Origin of the sequence: Variovorax sp. RTB1, assembly GCF_035018765.1 — a bacterium.
In the GTDB taxonomy this organism is placed as follows: domain Bacteria; phylum Pseudomonadota; class Gammaproteobacteria; order Burkholderiales; family Burkholderiaceae_C; genus Variovorax.
In genome coordinates, this window is the sequence record NZ_JASJXG010000016.1 from 1 (window position 1) to 23,435 (window position 23,435).

At 64.7% G+C, this 23,435-nt stretch carries 18 protein-coding genes and 1 pseudogene; 10 read left to right on the top strand and 9 right to left on the bottom strand.

The genetic code is table 11. The features are described from left to right. Positions 1 to 40 precede the first annotated feature (40 nt). A complete protein-coding gene (locus tag QN397_RS12145; protein WP_323500968.1) occupies positions 41 to 3,913 on the top strand; it encodes a DUF2339 domain-containing protein in 3,873 nt (1,290 codons plus the stop codon). After that, complete coding sequence (locus QN397_RS12150; protein WP_323500969.1) at positions 3,910 to 5,502, top strand: DUF3999 family protein; 1,593 nt, start codon at positions 3,910 to 3,912, stop codon at positions 5,500 to 5,502. Before QN397_RS12145 ends, QN397_RS12150 begins: the two co-directional genes overlap by 4 nt. Before the next feature lie 6 nt (positions 5,503 to 5,508). On the opposite strand, the gene QN397_RS12155 is transcribed toward QN397_RS12150, so the two are convergent. The 3 genes from QN397_RS12155 to QN397_RS12165 are packed head-to-tail and all read right to left on the bottom strand — an operon-like array spanning position 5,509 to position 7,912. Then, positions 5,509 to 6,312, bottom strand: coding sequence for a BPSS1780 family membrane protein (locus QN397_RS12155; RefSeq protein WP_323500970.1), 804 nt, complete (start codon positions 6,310 to 6,312; stop codon positions 5,509 to 5,511). Positions 6,313 to 6,322: 10 nt separating this feature from the next. Beyond that, positions 6,323 to 7,510: a homoserine kinase gene (locus QN397_RS12160; RefSeq protein WP_323500971.1), complete on the bottom strand. Its 1,188-nt coding sequence runs from the start codon at positions 7,508 to 7,510 to the stop codon at positions 6,323 to 6,325. Positions 7,511 to 7,522: 12 nt separating this feature from the next. Next, positions 7,523 to 7,912: a hypothetical protein gene (locus tag QN397_RS12165; RefSeq protein ID WP_323497435.1), complete on the bottom strand. Its 390-nt coding sequence runs from the start codon at positions 7,910 to 7,912 to the stop codon at positions 7,523 to 7,525. 109 nt (positions 7,913 to 8,021) lie between these two features. Between QN397_RS12165 and polA the strand changes: the two genes are divergently transcribed. The 4 genes and pseudogenes from polA (at position 8,022) to QN397_RS12185 (ending at position 12,459) form a co-directional block, all read left to right on the top strand. Then, a complete protein-coding gene (polA, locus tag QN397_RS12170; RefSeq protein WP_323500972.1) occupies positions 8,022 to 10,859 on the top strand; it encodes a DNA polymerase I in 2,838 nt (945 codons plus the stop codon). 18 nt (positions 10,860 to 10,877) lie between these two features. Continuing rightward, positions 10,878 to 11,136: pseudogene (locus tag QN397_RS12175) on the top strand (carboxymethylenebutenolidase); the annotation flags it as partial. A 74-nt stretch (positions 11,137 to 11,210) separates the two neighbouring features. Beyond that, entirely contained in the window at positions 11,211 to 12,164 is a 954-nt protein-coding gene (locus tag QN397_RS12180) for a ZIP family metal transporter (RefSeq protein ID WP_323497433.1), read from the top strand. A 79-nt stretch (positions 12,165 to 12,243) separates the two neighbouring features. Beyond that, a complete protein-coding gene (locus QN397_RS12185; RefSeq protein ID WP_187055154.1) occupies positions 12,244 to 12,459 on the top strand; it encodes a hypothetical protein in 216 nt (71 codons plus the stop codon). A 379-nt stretch (positions 12,460 to 12,838) separates the two neighbouring features. Here QN397_RS12185 and QN397_RS12190 read toward each other — a convergent pair whose 3' ends face one another. The 4 genes from QN397_RS12190 to QN397_RS12205 all read right to left on the bottom strand — a co-directional run bounded on the left by QN397_RS12190 (position 12,839) and on the right by QN397_RS12205 (position 18,209). Continuing rightward, the gene (locus QN397_RS12190; RefSeq protein ID WP_323500973.1) at positions 12,839 to 15,010 is read right to left on the bottom strand and encodes a DUF3300 domain-containing protein; all 2,172 of its coding nucleotides are present in this window, start codon (positions 15,008 to 15,010) and stop codon (positions 12,839 to 12,841) included. Positions 15,011 to 15,164: 154 nt separating this feature from the next. Next, entirely contained in the window at positions 15,165 to 16,073 is a 909-nt protein-coding gene (locus QN397_RS12195) for a sulfurtransferase (RefSeq protein WP_323500974.1), read from the bottom strand. 55 nt (positions 16,074 to 16,128) lie between these two features. Next, complete coding sequence (locus QN397_RS12200; RefSeq protein ID WP_323500975.1) at positions 16,129 to 17,052, bottom strand: DMT family transporter; 924 nt, start codon at positions 17,050 to 17,052, stop codon at positions 16,129 to 16,131. Then, positions 17,052 to 18,209, bottom strand: a complete 1,158-nt coding sequence (locus QN397_RS12205) for an aromatic ring-hydroxylating dioxygenase subunit alpha (protein WP_323497429.1) — start codon at positions 18,207 to 18,209, stop codon at positions 17,052 to 17,054. The genes QN397_RS12200 and QN397_RS12205 overlap by 1 nt, the downstream gene beginning before the upstream one ends. A gap of 165 nt (positions 18,210 to 18,374) precedes the next feature. Here QN397_RS12205 and xseB point away from each other — a divergent pair, with 165 nt between their 5' ends. The 4 genes from xseB (at position 18,375) to QN397_RS12225 (ending at position 22,740) form a co-directional block, all read left to right on the top strand. Continuing rightward, entirely contained in the window at positions 18,375 to 18,620 is a 246-nt protein-coding gene (gene xseB, locus QN397_RS12210) for an exodeoxyribonuclease VII small subunit (RefSeq protein WP_187051022.1), read from the top strand. Positions 18,621 to 18,652: 32 nt separating this feature from the next. After that, positions 18,653 to 19,582, top strand: coding sequence for a farnesyl diphosphate synthase (locus tag QN397_RS12215; protein ID WP_323497448.1), 930 nt, complete (start codon positions 18,653 to 18,655; stop codon positions 19,580 to 19,582). 12 nt (positions 19,583 to 19,594) lie between these two features. Further along, positions 19,595 to 21,460: a 1-deoxy-D-xylulose-5-phosphate synthase gene (gene dxs / locus QN397_RS12220; protein WP_323497428.1), complete on the top strand. Its 1,866-nt coding sequence runs from the start codon at positions 19,595 to 19,597 to the stop codon at positions 21,458 to 21,460. 200 nt (positions 21,461 to 21,660) lie between these two features. Next, positions 21,661 to 22,740, top strand: a complete 1,080-nt coding sequence (locus QN397_RS12225) for a TRAP transporter substrate-binding protein DctP (RefSeq protein WP_323497427.1) — start codon at positions 21,661 to 21,663, stop codon at positions 22,738 to 22,740. Here QN397_RS12225 and QN397_RS12230 read toward each other — a convergent pair. Together QN397_RS12230 and QN397_RS12235 are read right to left on the bottom strand one after the other, a co-directional pair. Continuing rightward, positions 22,718 to 23,164, bottom strand: a complete 447-nt coding sequence (locus tag QN397_RS12230; RefSeq protein ID WP_323497426.1) for a hypothetical protein — start codon at positions 23,162 to 23,164, stop codon at positions 22,718 to 22,720. The two genes, QN397_RS12225 and QN397_RS12230, sit on opposite strands and share 23 nt — an antisense overlap. Then, positions 23,161 to 23,349: a hypothetical protein gene (locus tag QN397_RS12235; RefSeq protein ID WP_323500976.1), complete on the bottom strand. Its 189-nt coding sequence runs from the start codon at positions 23,347 to 23,349 to the stop codon at positions 23,161 to 23,163. Before QN397_RS12235 ends, QN397_RS12230 begins: the two co-directional genes overlap by 4 nt. Positions 23,350 to 23,435 lie beyond the last annotated feature (86 nt).

The following is a 23,435-nucleotide window of genomic DNA, read 5'->3' on the forward strand; positions in this document are numbered from 1 at the left end:
TCCACCTGCCCCACCACCACCTCCTCCTCCTCCTCCGGCCGTGCCGCTTCGCGACCGCCTGCCAGCACCCATTCGCAGCCTGATCTTTGGTGGCAACGTGTTGGTCAAGCTCGGTGTGCTGATCCTGTTTCTCGGTTTGGCGTTCTTGCTGCGCTACACCGCGGAGCGCGTGACGGTGCCGATCGAATTGCGCTACGCCGGCGTGGTGTTGGTGGGCGCCTCCCTGCTGGCGTTGGGCTGGTTCCTGCGCCGCAAACGCGCGAGTTATGCGCTGATTCTTCAGGGTGCAGGCATTGGCGTTTTCTACCTCACGACGTTAGCCGCGATGAAGGTCCACGAGTTGTTGCCGCCCACGATCGGCTTCGGCTTTCTATTTGCGGTCGCTGTACTCAGTGCCGTACTGGCCGTGGCGCAAAACGCGCCGGTGCTGGCCATCGTGGCGGCGCTGGAAGGTTTCGCCGCGCCGGTGCTCGCATCGACCGGCAGCAACAACGCGATCGGGCTGTTGAGCTACATGCTGGTCCTCGACATCGGCATTTTTCTGGTCGCCTGGTTCAAGGCCTGGCGGCTGTTGAACCTGATCGGTGCTGTCGGCACATTCACTCTCGCGAGTGCGTGGGCACAGCGGTACTACACGCCCGACCAATACGGCACGGTGCAAGTCTTTCTGATCGCTTTGTTCGTGCTGTTCGCAGCGATTGGTTTGCTGTTCGCTCGTCGAACCTTGTTCGAAGCACCGCCCGACGACAAGCTGCCGCTTGCCGAGCGCGCGGTCGCGACGCTGCGGCGTGTCGGTCGGGTCGACAGCGCGCTGGTGTTCGGTGCACCCATGGCTGCTTTCGGCCTGCAGTATCTGATGACGCGTCAGTGGGAGTTCGGTGCTGCTTTCTCTGCGCTTGGCTTCGGTGCCTTCTATCTGTCGCTGGGCTGGGTCGTTTTTGTCAGCCAGCCGCGTGGTCTGCGCCTGCTGGCCGAGGCCTATGCAATCGTCGGCGTGATCTTCGCGACACTGGCCATCCCGCTGGGTCTAGAGGGTCAGTGGACCGGCGCGACGTGGGCAATCGAGGCGGCGGGGATGTATTGGCTGGGCGTGCGGCAGGCGAGACCCTATGCGCGGGCGTTCTCGTTCGCGCTTCTCGCAGGCTCCCTTGTGCAACTGCTGCGCGCAACGTCGGTCGATGGCGCTGCCGGACACCCCTTGCTGCACGGAAGTTTTCTCGGGCCGCTGATGGTCTCTGCTGGCGTGTTCACCAGCCTGATATTGCTTCGGCGCGCCCGGTTGCACGAGCTGCTGAACTGGGAATCTCGCGCCGGCAGCGTGCTGCCGTGGGTCGGCATGGCCGCTCTCGCATTGCTACCTTGGCAAACGCTGACGCCGCCATGGGCGGCCACGGCCAGCTCGCTGCTCGCGTTGGCGGCCTTCGCGCTCGGCCGGCGTCGCGGCATGGCTCCCCTGCAGCCGGTGGCGCTGGTCTTGCAGGCACTTGCCGCCGTTGCTTTCGGCCTCGCCATTCACGCTCACGAAATGGGCGAAGCGGGTGGGCCGCTGCTGCAGGGGCCTTTCGTCGCGGCGCTCGGCCTTGGCGCCAGCATCTTGATCACGTGGCTGCTTCAGCGCCCGGTTGCGCGGTCGAACCCTCAGCCGTGGGACGTGGCAACCGGGCTGGCATTGCCCTGGGTCGGCATGGCCGCGCTGACGCTGGGGCCGTTCATGCTGCTGCCCCAACCCTGGGCCGCTGTGGCGACCGGGCTGATGGCGCTTGCGGCCTATGCCATCGCGCTGCGTGCCTCGCTGCAGCCGCTGCGCCTCATCGCGTTTGCGATGCAATCGCTGGCGGTGCTGGTGTTCGCCACCTCACTGCAAATCGGTGCTGAAGGTGCCTCGCTGCTGGCTGGCAGTGTCGGCGCTGCAGCATGCATTGGAGCCGAGCTCTTCGCCATGTGGGCGTTGTACCTGCGCGCTGGAAAGCCCACCGATTCCGGGAGCGATGACTGGGAAGCCATCGCCAGCACAGGCCTGCCTTGGGCTGCCATGGCAGCTTTCACCACGGTGTGCTGGCTGACTCTCACGGCGCTGTGGGCGCCCGCTGCTGCCGCGTTGCTCGCACTGCTCTGTTTTGCGGCGGGTGTGCGCTGGATGCTGTTGCCGCTGCGCCCGATCGCCCATTCGATCCAGGCGCTTTCGGTCGTCGCGCTGATCGCCGGCCTGCAGCCTGGCGCTGCCGGTGCCGCCGCATTCGCGAGTGGCTGGCAAGGCACGGCAGCGGCCGGCCTGGTCGCTTTCAGCCTGCTGGCCACGGCGGCCTGGGCGATGTGGCACGTGCATCGCGATGCATTGGTCGCTGGCACGCCGCCGCGCTGGTCGATGCTGCAGGTCGTCAGCCTGCTTGCCGGTGTCAGCCTGCTGCACATGGCGATGTTGTTCGGTGTCGATCTGGCACACGCTGCACTGATCTGGCCGTTTACCGCGGCCGTCTTGCTGTGGCTGTCTCTCCGCATGGCGCACCGTCCGCTGGCGGTGCTGGCAATGGTGCTTCACTTCGTGGCGGCGATGCTGTTCGTCGGTACCGCTCCGTCATGGGACGAGGTCCGACCGGCGTTTGCCAATCTTGGATTCTGGACGCCGCTCGCATTGGGCTCGACCGCCTTGGTCGCCGCAGACTGGCTGCGTGCACAGGCACGCTACGCAGCGCTTGCACGGAACACCGACGCCGCTGCGGCGGTCGCGCGGTGGGCCAATCACTGGTGTGTCCACGCACCCGTGCTGTGGGCTTCGTTGCTCTGGGGTGCGGGTTGGTGGATCGCTGCCACCATGGGCGAAAGCGTGCGCGTGCTGGCTGCGCAAAGCCAGTGGGACCGCGTACCGGCCGCTATCGTCGGCGTGATGTGGCTGAGCTCGATGGTGGCCAGCGTTGTGGCTGCGCGGCGCGACTGGCGACAGCTTGGTCAGATCACCGTGCTGACCTTGCCGATGTTCATGGCCGCTGCGCTGATCGGCCTGCCCTTCGGCGTAACGCCGCCCTCGACCGGGTTCGGCTGGCTGGCCTGGCCGCTGGCGTTGCTGTGGCATGTCCGGTTGCTGCATGCGCAACGCCGCTGGCTGCAGCCTGCATTGCAGCGCATCCTGCATGTCGCAGGGCTCTGGTTCTTCTTGCTGATGGCTGCGCGCGAGTGCCAATGGCAACTTGGCAATCTGGGCGACGCCTATTCGGCATGGCCGCTGCTGGGTTGGGTGCTCGCGCCGGTCATCGTGCTGTGGGCGTTGCGCTTTCGCCTTTTGCTGTCGCGCTGGCCGCTCACCGAGTACCGGAGTGTCTACCTTGAATTCGCGCTGCAACCGGTGGCGCTCTGCCTGCTTTGCTGGTGCTGGGCGACCAACGTGCTGAGCGCGGGCGACGCTGCGCCATTGCCATTCGTTCCAGTGCTCAACCCGCTCGAAATGGCGCAGTGGCTGGTGTTGGCTGCGCTCGTAATCTGGTGGAAGGCACTGCCGGCCAGTACCGACATGCGGTTGCCACCACCTTGGGCAAAGGGCGTTGCCGCGCTCACGGCGTGGGCCTTGCTGACCGGCGCGGTGCTGCGCGCATGCCATCACTACGCCGATGTCGCGTGGAACCTGAACGCGTTGTACCTGTCGACCCTGACCCAAGCCGCGTTGTCGATCGCCTGGGCGATCTGCGGCGTGCTCGCGATGGTGCTGGGCAACCGCCGCGGCACGCGCATCGTCTGGATGGCGGGTGTCGCGTTGCTGGGGGTGGTGGTGTTCAAGCTGTTCTTTGTCGAGCTGGCGAATCAGGGCAGCTTGTTTCGCATCGTCTCGTTCATCGGCGTGGGCACCTTGCTGCTGCTGGTCGGCTACTTCGCGCCGGTGCCGACGCTGCGGCGCAGCGCACCGGTCGAGGTGCCGGCATGATTCAATCCCGACGCTTCACCGCAGCGCTATCGCTGCCATTGGCACTTGCGCTGGCACTGACTACCGCAAGCTCTGCGCATGCACAAAGCCCGATCACGCTGCATGGCAACGGCCCTTTTTATCGTCTCGAGCTGCCGCCTGCCCTGCATGGCCTCGCGGCCTTCGACGATTTGCGCGACCTGCGCGTGCGCAACGGTGCCGGCCAGGCGGCGCCCTTCGGCTGGCTTGATGGCGAGGCTGAAGCCGCGCAAGCCGTACCCGCTTCGTCGCGTGCGCCGCTGTTCGCGTCGCCGTCCGCATCGACAAGTGCCTCGGGCGGTACATCCACCGCGCCCGCCGACGAATTGCTCTTGCTCAAGATGCGCCCCGACGGTTCGATCGCGTTGGCCAGGGTGGGCGCCGCGCCGTCGGCTGCTAAGGCTGTTGCGCTGCCTGCCCCGGTTGCCGAATGGGTGATCGACGCCAGCCAGGTCACCGGCGCATTGGTGCAGATCCGGTTCGAGCTGGCGGACGGCCCGATGGGGCTGTTTCCGTACACGCTCGAAGGCAGCGACGACCTGCGGCAGTGGCATCGGCTCGGCGCCGACGATCAACTGGTGCGATTGCGCCACGGCGAGCAGACCATCGAAAGACTCGCCGTAGAGCTCGATCAGGTTCGCACGCGGTTTTTGCGCCTGCGTTGGCAGAACCCTGCGCTGGCACCGCAACTGAGTGCGGCCTGGCTCGATAGCGTCCAGCAACCGGAACGCTCGGTGCCTGCCATTGCCTGGGGGAACGAGGTCCGGCCTGCTGCCTGCGGCGTCGATTTCTGCGACTATCCAGCACCGCATGGCCTTCCTCTGCAGAGTCTGCGCATCGTGCTTGGTCAGGCGAACACGCTGGCGCCGGTTCGCCTGTCGAGCGTTGCGGAGCCGAGCTCAGCCGTAGACCAGCGGCGGGCTCGTCCCCGCAACGCGCTCTTTGTGCTGCGACATGGGCTGCACGCGTCGCGGGAGCCGAGGGGCCGTTTCGGTGAAACGCCTGCTGCCACCGAAACGCTGCTGGCCGACACCACGGTGTTCCGCCTTAATCAGCCAGCCGGCGAAGCGCGATCGTCTGCCATCCCGATGGACGGTGGCGTACACACCCGGCTGCGCCTTCGCACAGATGGTCCGATAGCGGCCCTTGGCGCCAGCCCGCCATCGTTGCTCTTCGGCGCACGTCCGCGCGCGCTCGTGTTCCTGGCGCAAGGCCAGCCGCCTTTCGTCTTGGGCTGGAACGCCAATGCACAAGCTGCAATTGGCGGGCCCGGTCCCTTGCCGCTGGCGCAGTTGATGCCGGGCTACCAGCCTGGCCGCTCGCCAGCGCTGGATGGAGCGAGCGTGACGTTGGCACTGGGCGCGGCAGTGGCGGTGCCCGCGACGCCTGCCGTTGTCGAGACGGAATCGAAAGTAGAGCCCGCACCGTCGTCGCGCAAGCTCTGGCTATGGAGTGCGCTCGGTGTCGGTTTGCTCTTGCTGGGCGGGATGGCGTGGTCGCTGCTGAGCGGACTCAAAGCGCAAGCCGTAGAGCCCAGAATCGAGCCGGACACCGGGCCGGCGGCGAAGTAGCCGCGTTCAGTCGGTATCGAAGCTGTCCCTGAAAGTGAACCACGTCGAGCTGAGCGACATCGCCGCCAGGATCAGCGCACTGCCGACCATCATCGCGCCGCCGACGGCCGAGGCGCCTTCGCCCATTCCCATGCCACCGAGCGCGACCAGCAGCGTTGCCATCAAGCCGAGCACGATGCCGCCGATGAGGAACACGCCGAACCATGCCAGGCAGAACATCGCATAAGCACTGAAGTTGCGGAACAGCGCGACCAGGCTGAAGAACAGGCTCTTGACCGGTTCGACGCTGTGCCAATGCACCAGCGCCGGTGCGTGCCACATCGCAAGCGAGAGTGGCAGGTTGAGGCACATCACCAGCACGCGCGCTGTCTGGAACTGGGCGCTTGCGGCAGCCTCGGGTGTGATATCGGCGTCGAGCAGGTAGACCCTGGCCAATTGGCCGCCGTCGACCAGGATGGACAGCAACACGGCCGCCACGAAATACGCTGCCGAGATCACGCCGAGCACCAGCATCGGACGCCACTTGCTGCGCATCGCAGAGAAGGCCGCGATGAACATGCCAGGCGCGGTCGGCTTCTGCGTGTCGTTGATGTACGCGACAGAAGTCGCGACCATCAGCCCCAGTGTCATGAAGGGCAGCAGCACGGGCGCGAGCAAGCTGCCAAGCAGCGGCACCTGGGAAACGGCCGAAATCGCCGCCATGAAGAGGAAAAAAAGAGAGACGAAGGCCAGCGGTTGCCGCCAGAAAGTCCGGAGGCCGAGCTTGACCCATTCGGCGCCGGTGCGGGCCGGCACGATGTGAAGTTTCATTGTTTCGAGGTCAGGCGGTAGCTGCAGCGGTTTGTGCCGTCGCGGGCGCTTCCACCGAAGTGAAGATCGGAAAAAGAGCCGGTGTCGGGTCTGCTGCAGATATCGGCATCTGCAGCGCGTCGGGATGCCGCGCGCGCTGGCGCAGCACCCGCTCGAAGTGGGTCGGGTCGTGCGGCTTGAGCATGCTGGCTTCGCGCGGCAGGTGGTAGTCCCACAGCCGCGATATCCAGAAGCGCAGGGCGGCCGCGCGCAGCAGGGCGGGCAACAACGCGCGCTCCGGGCCGGTGAGCGGCCGTACGGTGGCATACGCGGCCAACAGCGCATCGGCCCGCGACGCATCGTGCTCGCCGGTGGGAAGGTCGATCGCCCAGTCGTTCAGGCACACGGCCAGGTCGAACAGCCAAGTGTCGGTGCCGGCGAAGTAGAAATCGAAAATGCCCGTCAGGCGTGGTGCGCTGCTTTGGCCGTCGCTGAATTCGCCGTCGCTGCATTCGCCATCGACCCCGGTAGCGAACATCGCGTTGTCGCGGAACAAGTCGGCGTGCACCGGTCCGCGTGGCAAAGCGGCGTAGCCCGACGACTCGGCCACATGGTTCTGGTACGCGAGTTCGCCGCGCAGCAATGCGGCCTGAGAGGCTTCGAGGTACGGCAGCACCACAGGCGCCGTGTCGTTCCACCATGCGAGGCCACGCAGATTGGGCTGCAGGCGGTCGAAATCGCGTCCGGCCAGGTGCATTCGCGCCAGCATGCGGCCCAACTCGGCGCAGTGGGCCGCCGTGGGCGCGAGTTCGCTCTTGCCGGCCAGTCGTTGCACCACGGCGGCGGGCTTGCCGTTCAGGGTGTGCAGCAGCGCGCAGGGTGCGATCGATGGCACTTTCAACGCCTGGGTCTTGGCTTGTGCACCGAGTGCAGCAACGACTCCAATGGCGCCGGACACCACAGTCGGATCGGCAGCAGGCGCCGGCACCGGAATGCCGCGCTCGGCCAGATGCTTCATAAGGCAAAGGTAATACGGCAACTGCTGAAAACCGAGCCGCTCGAACACCGTGAGGACGTATTCGCCTTGTTCGGTGGTCGCGAAGTAGTTTGTGTTCTCGATGCCGCCTTCGATGCCGCGCAGCTCGCGCAAGGCACCGAGCCCTAAGCGCCGGACAAGCTCGTCCGCGGGGTCGAATCCGACTTCAGTAAAGACCGCCACGGCGCCAGGCGTTCAGAACTTGAGGACGTTCCAGACGCGCGGCCCGTTGCCGTTGGTGTTGCTCGCGTCGTTGTTGCCGGGGCCGGATCCACCGGTTCCAGGTTGCAGCACCTCGTAGCCCGGCATATTCGACTTGGGCTTGACATTGATGCTCTGCGTGCGGCCGCCATAGCGCACCTCGTCGACCGTGGCGCTGCTGTCTTCGACGTGGATGTTCTCGATCTTCTGGTTCTGCCGAGGCGAGGACTGCTCCTGGCTTTGCGCGGCGTCGGGGGCGGCTGGTGTCGCAGGTGCAGCGGCTGCCGGGGTTTGCGCCACCGCCATGGTCGCCAGGCCGAATGGCACTGCGCAGAGCACGAGGGCGACGGCGCGGCGGGCGAAGGAGGAATCGGTGGAGAACATGTATGTGATTGTAGGTGGCGTGTGCCCCCCCAGTTGTAAGCAGGTGACATCGGCCGATGCCGAACCTGGGCCTCGTCGATGCGTCCGCCGCACGCGGCAAAATGGTGAGATGACAGACAAGAAAACGCTGCTGCTCGTCGATGGTTCGAGCTATTTGTACCGCGCCTTCCACGCCATGCCGGACTTGCGCGCCGTGCCGGGCGACCCGACCAGTCCGGCCACCGGGGCCATCCGCGGAATGATCAACATGATGCAGGCACTCCGGCGCGAGGTGCGCGCGGACTACGCCGCCTGCGTGTTCGACGCGCCCGGCAAGACGTTCCGCGACGACTGGTACCCCGACTACAAAGCGCATCGCTCCCCGATGCCGGACGATTTGCGCAGTCAGGTGTCGGCCATCCACGAGGTCGTGCAGCTGTTGGGCTGGGCGGTACTCACCGTGCCCGATGTCGAGGCTGACGACGTTATCGGCACGCTGGCCCGTATGGCGGCGCGGCAGTCGATCGAGGTGATCGTGTCGAGTGGCGACAAGGACATGAGCCAGCTGGTCGACGAGCACGTGACCATCATCGACACCATGAACGGCAAGAAGCGCGACGTGGCCGGGGTGACGGCCGAGTTCGGCGTGCCGCCCCACCTAATGGTGGACTATCAGACGCTGGTCGGCGACACGGTCGACAACGTGCCCGGCGTCGACAAGGTCGGACCCAAGACCGCCGCCAAATGGCTGATGCAGTACGGCTCGCTCGATGAACTGCTGGTGCATGCCGACGAGATCAAGGGGCAGGCCGGCGAGAACCTGCGCAAAGCGCTCGACTGGCTGCCGCAGGGCAAGCGGTTGGTGACCATCCGTACCGATTGCAATCTGGACGGCCACGTCACCGGCCTGCCGTCGTTGGCCAGTATCGCCATCGGCGAGCAGCAGGTCGACGGCCTCAAGACCTTCTACGAAAAGTACGGCTTCAAGGGCTTGGTCAGGACGCTGGAAACGCATGCCGTGCCACCCGAACTGATCGCTGAAAACAAGCAGCGCAAGGGCGGTAAAAGCATTGCTGAAAGTAACAACGGCGACCTGTTTGCAGAGGGACAAGCATCGGGGGAAAGTTCCGTGCTCGACGCCAACGCGCTGGCCGAACCGGTCAGCAACCTGGCCTACGACACGATCCTGAGTTGGGAACTTTTCGACAGCTGGCTGGCGCGCGTCGAAGCCGCCGAACTGGTCGCGGTAGACACCGAAACCACCTCGCTCGACGCGATGCGCGCCGAAATTGTCGGCGTCAGTTTCAGCGTCAAGCCCGGCGAGGCCGCCTACATTCCGCTGGCCCATAACTACCCCGACGCACCGGCGCAACTGCCGCGCGACGAGGTGCTGGCGCGCCTCAAGCCCTGGCTTGAAAACGGCGCTAAACAGAAGCTCGGCCAGCACGTCAAATACGACCGCCATGTTTTTGCCAACCACGGCATCGAAGTGCAGGGCTACGCGCACGACACCATGCTGCAAAGCTACGTGCTTGAAGTGCATCGGCCGCACGGCTTGGCCAGCCTGGCCGAGCGCCACCTGGGCCGCAGCGGAATCGACTACGAAGACCTGTGCGGCAAGGGCGCGCATCAGATTTCGTTCAGCCAGGTCGACATCGCCAAGGCCGCCGAATATTCGTGCGAAGACTCGGACCAGACGCTCGATGTGCACCGCGTGCTGTGGCCGCTGCTCGAAGCCGATGCCAAACTGCGCTTCATCTATGAGCTGGAAATGCGCAGCAGCGAATCGCTCTACCGCATCGAGCGCACCGGCGTGCTGATCGACGCGCCGATGCTGGCCACGCAAAGCCACGAACTCGGCTTGCGCATCATGGCGCTCGAAACCGAAGCTTATGAACTCGCGGGCCAGCCCTTCAACCTCGGCTCGCCAAAGCAGATCGCCGAAATCTTCTTCACCAAACTCGGCCTGCCGGTGGTCAAGAAGACACCGAGTGGCGCGCCCAGCACCGATGAAGAGGTGCTCGAAAAACTTGCTGAAGACTTTCCGTTGCCGGCCAAGATCCTGGAGCATCGTGGCCTATCCAAGCTCAAGGGCACCTACACCGACAAGCTCGGCCAACTCGCCAACCCGCGCACCGGCCGCGTCCACACGCACTATGCGCAGGCCGTGGCCGTGACCGGTCGCCTCAGCAGCAACGATCCGAACCTGCAGAACATCCCCGTCAAAACCGCCGAGGGCCGGCGCGTGCGCGAAGCCTTTGTGGCGCCGGCCGGCAGCGTGATCGCCAGCGCCGACTACTCGCAAATCGAGCTGCGCATCATGGCGCACCTGAGCAGCGACGAGTCGCTGCTGCGCGCCTTTACCGACGGCATCGACGTGCACCGCGCCACCGCCGCCGAAGTCTTCGGCGGCACGCCCGAGCAGGTGTCGAGTGAGCAGCGCCGCTATGCCAAGGTCATCAACTTCGGCCTCATCTACGGCATGAGCAGCTTCGGTCTGGCGCGCAATCTGGGCATCGAGACCAAGGCAGCAGCCTCGTACATCGAGCGCTACTTTGCGCGCTATCCGGGTGTGAAGGCGTACATGGACGAGACCAAGCTCACAGCCAAGGCGCAAGGCTACGTCGAGACCGTGTTCGGTCGGCGCCTGTACCTGCCGGAAATCAACTCGCCGAACGGCCCGCGCCGAGGCGGGGCTGAACGTGCTGCCATCAACGCGCCGATGCAGGGCACGGCGGCCGACCTGATCAAGCTCAGCATGGTCGAGGTGCAGCGCGTGCTCGACGCCGAGGAGCGTGCGACGAAGATGATCATGCAGGTGCACGACGAGCTGGTGTTCGAAGTGCCGGAGGCAGAGGTCGATTGGGTACGCACCGAGGTGCCGAAGATCATGGCGGGGGTCGCGGTGCTCAAGGTGCCGCTGCTGGCGGAAATCGGCTTCGGGTCGAACTGGGACAAGGCGCATTGATGCAAGGTGCATTGATCGATCGACATCGCCGCGACCTTGAGCGCGCGGTTGCTCGGCCTACATGGTGGCAAGTACGCGGCATCCCGCTTGACAGCATTGATAAGATGAAAGCTGCTTCGGCGACTGGAACTGCGGGAGCCAAAACTTCCGAATTTGTCGTGTTCCCGGAAGCCGGCCACGCGGTTCATGCGGCATACCGGCCGATTTATATGCAGGGCCGGCGGAAAGCCGATGGAAGCGCGACGTGGCGCGGTTCAAGGCGCACGGCGTGACCTGACGCCGTCGACTTTTCGGTCCGATCGACTATCGAAGCCGTCCCTCGGGGCGGCTTTTTTTATTTTTAGAAGAGCCATGAACCTGATTGCAATCATCGCGGCGACGCTGGTCTCCGGCATCGGCAGCGTCTGGCTGGCCGCTTTGCTGATGCGCGTCGGCGTGCGGCGCGACGCTGGCGGCGTCAATCCGCAGCACCTGTTGAGTCTTGCCGCCGGCGCGCTGCTCGCGACTGCCTTCATGCACCTGCTGCCCGAGGCCTTCGAAAGCGGCATCGAGCCGGCGGTGCTGTTCGCGGTGCTGCTGTTCGGGCTCGTGTTTTTCTTTCTGCTCGACAAGGCGGAGCTGTGGCACCACGGGCACGAGCATCACCAGGCGGATGCGAACGTCCATGATCACGGCGATCACAGTCATGACCATTCGCATGGGCACGACGACACGCACGACCACGGACGTCCTTCCAAGGCCGGCGGCTGGGCCGTGCTCACGGGCGACAGCGTGCACTGCTTCGGCGACGGCATCCTGATCGCCTCGGCGTTCACCGCGGACTTGAAGCTGGGCCTAGTGGCCGCGGTGGCGGTGCTGGCGCACGAAGTGCCGCACCACATCGGCGACCTGGTCGTGTTGCGGCAGAGTTCGCCCAACCCGCGTGCTGCGCTCCTCAAGGTGTCGCTCGCCGGCACCATGACCGCGCTCGGTGGCATCGTCGGCTGGTGGCTGGTCGACCAGCTTCACGCGTGGCTGCCGTACTTTCTGGTGCTGGCCGGCAGCAGCTTCGTCTACGTCGCGCTGGCCGATTTGATTCCGCAATTGCAGCGGCGCTTGCCGGCGCGCCAGACGGCGGCGCAAATCGTGTGGCTGGTGGCGGGGATCGTGCTGGTCACGCTCGTGAGCCGACTGGCGCACGGCGAGCATGCGGGTCATGGCGATCACCAGGCGCATGGCCATGAACAGGGTGCGGTGCGGTTCCTGATGCCCGATGACATCGCACTCGCACGGCCTTTTCCGACATCGATTCTTCCCCGCGGCTGAATCGCCAAAGTCGGCCGGCGGGTGCACTATGCGCCCACGTGCTTCGATTTCTGAAGCCGCAGTCAAAGGAGAGCCGAACATGCCCAACGTGGACCCCACCCGCCGCTCTGGCGAACCCACCGACATCCCCAAAGATGCACCGTTGCTCGGAGAGGAATTCGATTCGCCGGAGAACGAAGGCATGGACGAGCTTGAAGAAGAGACGGGCCTCGACCTGAGCGAGGCGAGCGGGCTCGACGCCGACAACGTGCCCTCGGACGAAGAGAGCGATCGGGTGCTGAACGCGCCGGACTGAGCGACCGGTGCCTTCGGCCACAAAGGCACGGCGCCGTCAACGCACCGAACCAGGCGGTCTTGGGATACTGCAAACGCTCGACGAATTGGGCAAGAGCCGTGCCGGCGCAGCGGCTGATGTTGTGCCGAGAGCAATGGCCTGCACCCTCTGCCATCGCCGGTGCGGCGGCTTCGGCACCTTCCGATCTTGCAGGTGATCCCGGCATACGTCGTCGGCGTGGGCGTGCGGCCGGAACGCGTCCGCCCCTGCGGCCCAGAGGTGCTGCGGCGAGTTAGCGCGGTCGCGAGATGCCATCGGCTTGCCGCGCTCGTTTCGGCCCGACCTGCATCGCTAGCGCGCTGCCGCCGAAACGCGGTTCTGCGAGCGAAGGCACTGTCGGTCAGCGATTCGGATCGTCAGGGCGGCCACCCGGAGGCCGCCCTGCGGCACGTACCTGTTGCTCCTGCGCGCGGCGTTGTTGCTGAGCTTGCGCTTGCTGCTGTGCCTGCTGCTGGGCTTGTTGTTGCTGTTGTTGCGCCTGCTGCTGTCGCTGCATCTGAGCTTGTTGCTGTTGCTGCTGCTGCTGCTGCTGCTGTTGTTGTTGTTGTTGTTGTTGTTGTTGTTGTTGTTGTTGTTGTTGTTGTACCTGAGCCTGCTGTGCTTGTTGAGCCTGCGCCTGTTGCTGGCGGGCCTGGGCTTGCGCCTGCTGTTGCTGTTGCTGTTGCGCCTGAGCTTGTTGTTGCCGTTCCTGAGCTTGAGCCTGTGTTTGTTGTGCCTGGGCCTGCTGCTGACGCGCTTGAGCTTGTTGGGCTTGTTGCGCTTGCTGTGCCTGCGCTTGCTGCTGATTCACCTGAGCCTGCTGACGACGCGCTTGCTCCTGCTGCTCTTGCTGTTGGCGTGCCTGCGATTGTTGAGCCTGCGCTTGTTGTGCTTGCTGAGTCTGAACCTGCTGCGCCCGTTGACCTTGTTCTTGCTGGCGGCGTGACTGTTCTTGCGCAGCCTGTTGCTGTTGCTGTTGCTGTTGCTGTTGCTGTTGCAGTTGCAGTTGGCGCTGTTGTTGTTGTTGTTGTTGTTGCTGCGCCTGTTGTCCTTGCTGCTGTTGACGGCGCGCCTGCTCCTGCTGTTGCTGTGCTGCCTGCTGCTGGCCTTGTTCGCGCCTCGCCTGATCCTGTTGTGCCCGCTGAGCTTGTTGCTGCTGGACCTGCTGCGCTTGCTGTTGATTCACCTGCGCCTGCTGGGTCTGCTGTCGACGTACCTGCTCCTGTTGGCGAAGCTGCGCTTGTTGTGCTTGCTGCTGCGCTTGCGCTTGCATCGCTTGTTGCTGTTGCTGCCCTCGTGCTTGCTGCGCCTGTGCCTGTGCCTGTTGCGCTTGCTGCGCCTGTTGAATCTGCAACTGCTGTTGGGCCCTTTGCTGATTCTGCTGGGCTTGCTGGACCTGCTGCTGCTGTTGTGCGAGCGCTTGAGCTTGTTGAGCCTGCTGTAGCTGTATCTGCTGCAGTCCGCGTGCGTTGCCGCCACCCGCGAACTCGGCGCGCGGAATATAGGTCGACTGGTTGTAGACCACGGCCGGCCGGTCGAAGCCGCGAACGTCTTGCGGTCGATTGCCACCGCGGTAGGTGTCAGGGCGTCCCCAGTTCATGCCCCACGAGTTCCAGCCCCAGCCGTGGCGCTCCAGCGCAGAGCCGACCACCACACCCAGGCCAAAAGTCACCGCACCCGCCGCGGCGATCTGCCCATTCGAATAGCGAGCATCGCGCTGTTCGACGTACACCGGCGGCGCGTAGGCATACCCTGGGTAAGCCGCGACCGGCTCGCCATAGATGACTTCCGGGTCGTAGCTCGGCACGTAGACCACGTCGGGCTGCGCGGGCTCGATGGTGATGTACTGCGGCGGCGGCTCGATGACGGCCGGTCCGGCGTAATAAACAGGGGCGTTCGGGTCGGGCGTGTAGTTGCTGGGCGCCGATGCGGTCGCCACGCGCAGCTTGGGCGTGCTTCTTAGTTGACCTGCACGCGATGCGCGCTGACGCATGACCTGGATCGCATTCATCACGTCGTCCGGGTCGTTGTAGTAGGCCTGTCCCAGGGCGGTGGTCCATGGCAGGTTCTTCGCCATCTGGTCGAGCACGCGCTTGAATGCGGTGAGCGACTTGATGCTCGGGTCCCAGGATTGCCGCTCGGCGGCATCGGCCAGCGGACCGGCCTTCAACCCACCGTTCTGCACAATCCACGCATCGGCCGCAGTGACCTGGTCGGGGTAGGTCGAGCCGGCCAATACCTGCGCGACAAGCTTGTCCGGATACAGCGCGATGGGCGCGACCATTTGATACAGCTGTTCGGCGCCGGGAGGCATGTAGGCGGGTGCTACGGGTGCGGTAACGGGCTGGGCAACTATGGACGGTGCCGGCGTTTCGACCGCGGGCGTGGCCGCAACCACGGGCGCGGTGGCCGGTGCCGATGTGCTGCCGATCTTGTCGCATCCGGCCAGCATCAACGCCGGAATGCAGAGTGCTGCGATGGCGGTCTTGGCGCTTTTGAAGCCTTTTGTCAGGCCTGAAGGGGTTTGGTTCATGGAACGCTTTCTGAAGAGCGAGGTGCTCCCCAATCAACGCCCACCGTAGCGCGCTCGCCGACGCAGGATGTGACAGTGGGTATCGGCGGCGCCTGTGGTTCAACGCCTTCTTTTCAATGGCTTTGCAATCCGTTTCAATGTCGACAAGACAGCTTTACGGTGCGGCGCCCTGGCGCGTCGGCAGGCCCGGCGTATTGCTCCATTCGCTCCAACTGCCGGCGTACAGGCCGGTCGGACCCAGACCGGCAATTTCCATCGCCAGCAAATTGGGCAGCGCGCTCACGCCGCTGCCGCAATGGTGAATGACGGTGGCGGCGTCGCGGCCGGCAAGCAACGCTTCGAATTCCGCCCGCAGCTGGGTCGCCGGTTTGAACTTGCCGTCGGGGCCGAGGTTGTCGCTGAAAGGCCGGTTCAACGCGCCCGGGATATGGCCGGCAATCGGGTCGAGTGGTTCGACCTCGCCGCGATATCGGGCACCGGCGCGTGCATCGATCAACGTCCGTGATCCGTCGCCGAGATGCGCCACCACTTCAGCCGTTTGGACCAGTGCAAGGCGCGGCGTGCTCGCCACAAAGTTGGACTGGAAACGTGCCGGCTCTTCGCGATCGGTCACCGCGCCGCCTTCGGCTTGCCAGGCCTGCAAGCCTCCGTCGAGCACCGCGACGGCGTCATGGCCAATCCACTTCAGCATCCACCACAAGCGGCCGCAATAGTTGGCACCGTTCCGGTCGTACACGACAGCCTGCATGTCGTCGCGGAAGCCGACGCTCGACAACCAGGAGACGAATTTTTCGCGGCTCGGCAAAGGGTGGCGCCCGCCCGACGACGGTTTGCCTTCGTCGTTCGCGACCAGCACGGTGCCGTCGCTGCTCGGGGCGCCGTGCGGTGCGCTCAGGTCGGTATCGAGGTTGGCATAGACCGCACCGGGAATGTGCGAGGCGCGGTACTCCGCAATGCCTGCCTCGGGCTGCATCAGTGCGAAGGTACAGTCGAAAATCATCATCGCTGCGCCCGCTTTTTGCAGTGCTTGCGTTTGCTCGACGGAGATCAGGGTGGCGTACATAAAAGTCCTTCGCTCTTCTTCAACTTCTTCAACTTCTTCAACTTCTTCGATGTTTTCAGTGTTCCTCAGCCGGCGCCTTCGGTAGCGAGCGTTGGCGCAACACGGTCGCTGCGATGCCGCTCGCCACGATCAGCGCCATGCCGGCCCAGCCCGCGCCATCGATGCGGTCCCCGAATACGAGCACGCTGTAGATGCCTGAAAACACGATTCCCGAATATTGCAGGTTGGCGACCGTCAGCGTACCGCCTTCGGTCTTGGCGCTGGCGTAGGCGCGGGTCATGCAGAGTTGTCCGAGCGACGCCAGCACGCCGACCGGCAGCAGCCATATCGCGTGCATCCAGTTCCATGCCGAAAAGCCGGTCGTCAACGCCGCCGCCAGACCCACCACGGCAGAACCGACCGCGAAATAGAACACCGTGCGGGTCTCGGGTTCGCCCAGGCGCGAGAGCGCGACGACCTGCATATAGGCGAAGGCGGCGGTCAGCCCGGACATCAAGCCCATCAAGCCGGCAAAGCCCTGGTTGTCGCCGACGGTAGGCTTCAGCACCATCACCACGCCGCAGAAGCTGGCGATCACCGCCAGCACCAGCGGACCCTGTAGTGGCGGCTTGGGCAGGCTGCCGTCGCGGCCCGGCACCGGCACCCAGGCGAGCAGTGCGCCCCCGACCAGAAACACCGCTATCCAGATGCTGCTCATGTAGTTGAGCGTCATCGCGGTGGCGAGCGGCATGTGGGCGATGGCGTAGAACCAGGCGCCAAGCGAGAGCACGCCGACCGTGCTGCGCCATGCGTGCATGCCCGGGTACTTCGTCGCGAGCGAGACGCCGCGGCTTCGGGCGATCGCCGCCAGAAAAACGATGCCGACCATGCCGCGATAGAAGACCAGTTCAGAGCTGGAGAACCAGGCCGATGCGATCTTCACGCAGACGCCCATGCTGGCGAACAGCAGCGAGGCCAGCACCATCCATAGCGCCTGCATCAGCGCGGCTGCGTCGTGGTGTGCATCTCCCGCCGATACCACTCGTGAAACTGCTGCATGCCGTCTTCCATCGGGCTCTGGTAAGGCCCGCTCTCGTCGTCGCCACGCAGCATGAGCGCGCGCCGCCCGGCATCCATGCGCTCGGCGATCTCGTCGTCTTCGACGCAGGTTTCCATGTAGGCGGCCTGTTGCGCTTCCACGAACTCGCGCTCGAAAGCGACGATTTCTTCAGGGTAGAAAAACTCCACCATGTTGAGCGTTTTCGTCGGACTGATCGGATGAAGCGTCGACACCGTCAACACATGCGGATACCACTCGACCATCACGTGCGGGTAGTAGGTGAGCCAGATCGCGCCGTACTTGGGCGGCTTGCCTTCACGGTACTTCAGCAGTTGCTCCTGCCATTTTTGATAGACCGGGCTGCCCGCGCGGCCCAGCCGATTGGCGACGCCGACCGTTTGCACAGAGAAATGCCGGTTGAACTCCCAGCGCAGGTCGTCGCAGGTGACGAAGCTGCCGAGACCCGGATGAAACGGGCCCACGTGATAGTCCTCGAGGTAGACCTCGATGAAGGTCTTCCAGTTGTAGTTGCACTCGTGCAGTTCGACCCGGTCGAGCGCGTAGCCGGTGAAGTCGAGGTCGGCACGCGGGCCCAGGCTGGCCATGTCGGCAGCGACGTCGCGGCTCGTGCCATCGGCGCTCGCATTGCGCTCGAACAGCAGGCCGTTCCACTCGGTCAGTGGGTAGTTATGCAGGTTCAGGCAGGGGTCCTGGTCGAAATGCGGCGCGCCGATTAGCGTGCCGGTGGTTCGAGGGTCTGCAGCGGCGTAGGTCCAGCGGTGCAGCGGGCAAACGATGTTGCCGCCGGCTTGCGTGGCGAGCTGGCCGCGGCCCTGCAGGATCAGCGCCTGCCGATGGCGGCACACGTTCGAAATCAGCTCGATGCCCTTGGGCGTATGCACGAGTGCACGGCCGTGGTGTTCCTGGGGCAGCGTATGGAAGTTGCCCGGCTCGGGCACGGCCAGACTATGGCCGACGTAGCGCGGGCCTTGGGCAAACAACGTTTGCAGCTCGCGGGCGTATAGCGCCTCGTCGAAGTACGCAGAAACGTGAAGGGGGCTCGCGGCCTGCTGCAGTTGAAGACTTAAATCAGACATGGGGGACCTGACCAAGCTCCCCACAGGGAGAGAAAAAGATGAACGGATAAACCGTCGGGCAGGGACGCGATTGTACCTGCCGCCCCCGAATCGTGCCCCGACCTAAAATGCCTTACCCCGACCGGGCTATCTTCCAGCTTCTCCACACGAACAATCGATTTCCGCATGCCCAAGGTGCCTTCTCTCCAGCCAGTCACGATCGCGTTGCCCGCAACCTACGAAGCCGGCGTTCAGGAGCTCGAACAGTTGGTAGCTGAGCTCGAATCGGGCCAGTTGCCGCTCGACCAGCTGCTGGTCAGCTACCAGCGCGGCGCGGCCTTGCTGACGTTCTGCCGCGACAAGCTGCAAGCCGTCGAAGACCAGATCAAGGTGCTCGACGCTGGCAGCCTGAAGGTGTGGACCGCCGAATGAGTTCGCACGCAGCGATGACAGACCCGTCTGCTATGCCTGCCGCGCGGTGGGATGCCGCGCGCCTCGCCGCCTGGAGCGAGCCGCATCTGGCTAACGTCGAGGGGGCCCTGTCGCGTTGGGTCGGCGTCGATGCGCCGCTGCTGCTGGGCGATGCGATGCGGTACGCGGTGCTAGACGGCGGTAAGCGCCTCCGGCCGTTGCTGGTGATGGCGGCCAGCGAGGCTGTGCACGGCCGGCCCGACGCCGCCCTGCGCGCCGCCTGTGCCGCCGAGCTCATCCACGCCTATTCCCTCGTGCACGACGACCTGCCGTGCATGGACAACGACATTCTTCGCCGCGGCAAGCCCACGGTGCACGTCAAGTTCGGCGAGGCCGATGCGCTGTTGGCCGGTGATGCGTTGCAGGCGTTGGCGTTCGAGCTGCTGACTCCCGATGCCGATGACCCGAACGCTGCGGGCGATGCGGTACCTCCGGTGATGCAGGCCCTGCTGTGCCGCCTGCTGGCACGTGCCGCTGGTAGCCAGGGCATGGCCGGTGGCCAGGCTATCGACCTGGCCAGCGTCGGGCGCTCGCTCGACGAGCCGCAACTCCGCGAAATGCATCGCATGAAGACCGGCGCGCTGCTGCAAGGCAGCGTCGAGATGGGCGCGGCGTGCGCTGCCAGCGTGCCCGCGCCTGCACTGGCCGCGATGCGTGACTATGGCGCTGCTATCGGGCTCGCGTTCCAGGTGGTCGACGACATCCTCGACGTCACTGCCGATTCGCACACGCTTGGCAAAACCGCCGGCAAGGATGCGGCCAGCGACAAACCCACTTACGTCTCCTTGCTGGGTCTGGACGGCGCACGCGCGCAGGCGCAACAACTTCTGACTGCGGCTCTGGCGGCGCTCGAACGCAGCGCATTGCCCGACACCAACGCGCTGCGAGCGCTGGCCCATATGGTCGTCGATCGCGACCGATAACAACAACTCTTCATGGCTCCGCTGCTCCCCACTCTCCACGACCCGTCTCCGATCCGCCAATACGACCGCGCGCAGTTACAGCAACTGGCCGACGAGGTGCGTGCCTGCGTGCTCGACAACGTGTCGCGCACCGGTGGCCACCTTAGTTCGAACCTGGGCACGGTGGAGCTGACCGTCGCGCTGCACCACGTCTTCAACACGCCGCACGACCGCCTGGTGTGGGACGTGGGTCATCAGACCTATCCGCACAAGATCCTGACCGGCCGGCGTGAGCGCATGCCGACGCTGCGGCAGCAGGGCGGAATCTCAGGCTTTCCGCAGCGCAGCGAAAGCGAGTACGACACCTTCGGCACGGCGCATTCGTCGACCAGTATTTCGGCTGCGCTCGGCATGGCGATGGCCGCCAAGCAAAAGGGCGAAGAACGCCATGCCGTGGCGATCATCGGCGACGGCGCACTCACGGCCGGCATGGCTTTCGAGGCGCTCAACAATGCAGGCGTGGCCGACTGCAAGCTGCTGGTGATCCTGAACGACAACGACATGTCGATCAGCCCGCCGGTCGGTGCGCTCAACCGCTATTTGGCGCAGCTGATGAGCGGCAATTTCTACGCCGCCGCGAAGAACGTCGGCAAGAGCGTGCTGCGCGGCGCGCCGCCGTTGTTCGAGCTTGCCAAGCGCTTCGAGCAGCATGCCAAGGGCATGGTCGTGCCAGCCACGCTGTTCGAGCAGTTCGGCTTCAACTACGTCGGCCCGATCGATGGACACGACCTCGATTCGCTGGTGCCCACGCTCGAGAACCTGAAGCATCTGCACGGCCCGCAGTTTCTGCACGTCGTCACCAAAAAGGGCCAGGGCTACAAGCTGGCCGAAGCCGATCCCGTGGCCTATCACGGCCCTGGCAAGTTCGATCCGAGCATTGGCATCGTCAAGCCGACCACGCAACCCAAGCTGACGTTCACGCAAGTCTTCGGCCAGTGGCTGTGCGACACGGCCGCGCAGGACGGTCGCCTGGTCGGCATCACACCGGCGATGCGCGAGGGCTCGGGGCTGGTCGAGTTCGAGCAGCGTTTTCCGGATCGCTATTACGACGTCGGCATTGCTGAGCAGCATGCCGTCACTTTCGCGGCCGGCCTGGCTTGCGAAGGGCTGAAGCCGGTCGTTGCCATTTACTCGACCTTTCTTCAGCGTGCCTACGACCAGCTGATCCACGACGTTGCGATCCAGAATTTGCCTGTCGTGTTCGCGCTCGATCGCGCTGGGCTGGTGGGCGCTGACGGCGCCACGCACGCAGGCGCCTACGACATTCCCTTCTTGCGCTGCATCCCGAACATGAGCATCGCTTGCCCGGCCGACGAGGCGGAGTGCCGCCAGCTACTCACCAGCGCCTACGAACAGAACCACCCCGTGGCGGTGCGTTATCCACGCGGCGCTGGCGCGGGCGTCACGCCGCATATCACGCTCGATGCGCTGCCTTTCGGCAAGGGCGAAGTGCGCCGCACGGGAAAAGGCATCGTGATCCTCGCTTTCGGCACGTTGCTGTATCCGGCGCTGGTCGCGGCCGAGGCGCTCGACGCCACGGTTGTCAACATGCGCTGGGCCAAGCCGCTGGATGTCGCGTTGGTGAATGAAATGGCCAAGTCGCACGATGCCATCGTCACACTCGAGGAGGGCGCGATCATGGGCGGCGCGGGTAGCGCGGTGCTCGAGGCGCTGCAAGTGGCCGGCCTCCAGAAGCCTGTGCTGCAGCTCGGCTTGCCCGACCGCTTCATCGAGCATGGCGATCCGGTCAAGTTGCTGTCAGGGCTCGGGCTCGACGCGGCGGGCATTCAAGCGTCTATCGAGGCGCGATTCCCGGTCGAAGGCACGCCGCTGAGTTGAAGCGTTGATCCGATCCGCGGCGTTACTGCGCCGCCCGGAACGTCCTCGGGACCTCGCGGGGAAAACCCGCTCGTTCGCGCGGGAGGCGGTTTTTACAATGCTCCGGTCCCTCGAGCTTTCGAGTCGACAGCTTTCAAGAGCCGTCAACGCGGTCACCAGCTGCGTCTTGCGTAGTTCCCCGCATCCCAGGAGACAACCCAATGGACCGTCGTTCTCTCATTAAAAACGCAGGCATTGCCGGCATCCTCGCCGTCGGCAGTGCGCCCGCCGTGCACGCCCAGGCGGTGGTGCGCTGGCGTTGTGCCTCCAGCTTTCCGAAGTCGCTGGACACCATCTTCGGCACCAGCGAGGCCTTCGTTAAAAGCGTCCGCGACATGAGCGGCGGCAGGTTCCAGATATCGATGCATGCAGGCGGCGAACTTATTCCGGCGTTCGGCGTGGTCGATGGCGTGCAAAGCGGGGCGGTCGAAATGGCCCACACCGCGCCGTATTATTTCTACGGCAAAGACCCGGCGTTTTGCCTCGGCTGCTCAGTGCCTTTTGGCATGAACACGCGGCAGCAGAACGCATGGATGTACGAGGGCAACGGCATGAAGCTGATGCGTGCCTTCTATGCCAAGTACAACATCGTCAACCTGCCGGGCGGCAATACAGGGGCGCAGATGGGTGGCTGGTTCCGGAAGGAAATCAAGTCGATCGCCGACCTCAAGGGCCTCAGGTTCGGCACCAATCCGTTTGCCGGCAAGGTGCTCGAGCCCTTCGGTGTCATTGCGCAATCCATCCCCGGCGCTGACCTGTACCCGGCACTCGAGAAGGGCACGCTCGACGGCCTGGAATGGGTCGGCCCCTACGACGACCAGCAGCTCGGCTTCAACAAGGTCGCGCCGTTCTACTACTACCCCGGCTGGTGGGAGGGTGGTGCGGAAATCGACTTCTACATCAACAGCAAGGCTTGGGAAGGCCTGTCGGCCGAGTACAAGGCCATCGTCGAAGGGGCGGCCGCACAGGCCAACCTCTCGATGACGGCCAAGTACGACGCCAAGAACCCGATCGCGCTGAAGCAAATGGTCGGCTCGGGCACCAAGCTGCGACCCTTCTCGCAAGACGTGATGAATGCGGCCTTCAAGTCGGCGCGGCAGATTTACTCGGACCTTAACCACACGAACCCCGAGTGGAAAAAGATCTACCCAGACTGGGTCAAGTTTCTCGGTGACGAAAACGCTTGGTTCCGCTACACCGAAGGCACGTTCGATCGCTTCATGCAGCAGCAGAAGCTGTAGTTTGCATGGCGCACTGCGCCACACGCTCAATGAAAGCGGTGAGCAGCCGTGGGTCGGCCGAGTGAAACCAGATGATCGCGCCATTGCGTCGGCGCACCCGCAAACGCGGCGCCATGGCACGTTCGAGCCAGCGGATGTGTACGAGTTTGAGCTGCACAACATCGTGTGCGTCCGCGCGCTTGTTCCACAACCACGTCTGCGTCATGACGTCGCCATCGAGGCGGGTGCGGCTGCGCACGATCCAGTAGCCCATCCACATCACGCACACCGATGCCAGGCCGAAGACCCACACGCTGCCAGCCGACCACGCCGTGCTGCGCAGGGCCGGAAAACTCCAGACGCCGAATGCGACGACGTCGAACGCCAGCACCACCGCGAGGATGCGGAGCAGGCGCGGGAACGCGGGGCTGTCGATCGCGTTCATGGCGCCGTCTCGTAAGCCGGGGGTGGCGCCGGCTTCGTGGGAGCATTGTTGAAGTCGAAGCCGCAGCGGATGAGCGCGTTGCCGGCCAAGATGAGCGTTGCGAACAGCACCGCATAACCGGCGAGCTTGCCGAATTTTTCGCTGATCCAGTCCATGACTGTCGCGAACCTCAAAAGTGCGGACAAAGGGTTATCTCCCGACGGATCGCAACAAGATGGGAGCCCTCTTGAGCTTGCGTTGGGGCTTGCTCCGAGCTCGACAAAAGCGCGCA

Coding starts and splice junctions, on each gene's coding strand:
- QN397_RS12230 (WP_323497426.1), bottom strand. CDS start 23,164: ATGAACGCGATCGACAGCCCCGCGTTCCCGCGCCTGCTCCGCATCCTC.
- polA (WP_323500972.1), top strand. CDS start 8,022: ATGACAGACAAGAAAACGCTGCTGCTCGTCGATGGTTCGAGCTATTTG.
- QN397_RS12150 (WP_323500969.1), top strand. CDS start 3,910: ATGATTCAATCCCGACGCTTCACCGCAGCGCTATCGCTGCCATTGGCA.
- QN397_RS12185 (WP_187055154.1), top strand. CDS start 12,244: ATGCCCAACGTGGACCCCACCCGCCGCTCTGGCGAACCCACCGACATC.
- QN397_RS12165 (WP_323497435.1), bottom strand. CDS start 7,912: ATGTTCTCCACCGATTCCTCCTTCGCCCGCCGCGCCGTCGCCCTCGTG.
- QN397_RS12195 (WP_323500974.1), bottom strand. CDS start 16,073: ATGTACGCCACCCTGATCTCCGTCGAGCAAACGCAAGCACTGCAAAAA.
- dxs (WP_323497428.1), top strand. CDS start 19,595: ATGGCTCCGCTGCTCCCCACTCTCCACGACCCGTCTCCGATCCGCCAA.
- QN397_RS12205 (WP_323497429.1), bottom strand. CDS start 18,209: ATGTCTGATTTAAGTCTTCAACTGCAGCAGGCCGCGAGCCCCCTTCAC.
- QN397_RS12180 (WP_323497433.1), top strand. CDS start 11,211: ATGAACCTGATTGCAATCATCGCGGCGACGCTGGTCTCCGGCATCGGC.
- xseB (WP_187051022.1), top strand. CDS start 18,375: ATGCCCAAGGTGCCTTCTCTCCAGCCAGTCACGATCGCGTTGCCCGCA.
- QN397_RS12225 (WP_323497427.1), top strand. CDS start 21,661: ATGGACCGTCGTTCTCTCATTAAAAACGCAGGCATTGCCGGCATCCTC.
- QN397_RS12215 (WP_323497448.1), top strand. CDS start 18,653: ATGCCTGCCGCGCGGTGGGATGCCGCGCGCCTCGCCGCCTGGAGCGAG.
- QN397_RS12155 (WP_323500970.1), bottom strand. CDS start 6,312: ATGAAACTTCACATCGTGCCGGCCCGCACCGGCGCCGAATGGGTCAAG.
- QN397_RS12190 (WP_323500973.1), bottom strand. CDS start 15,010: ATGAACCAAACCCCTTCAGGCCTGACAAAAGGCTTCAAAAGCGCCAAG.
- QN397_RS12200 (WP_323500975.1), bottom strand. CDS start 17,052: ATGCAGGCGCTATGGATGGTGCTGGCCTCGCTGCTGTTCGCCAGCATG.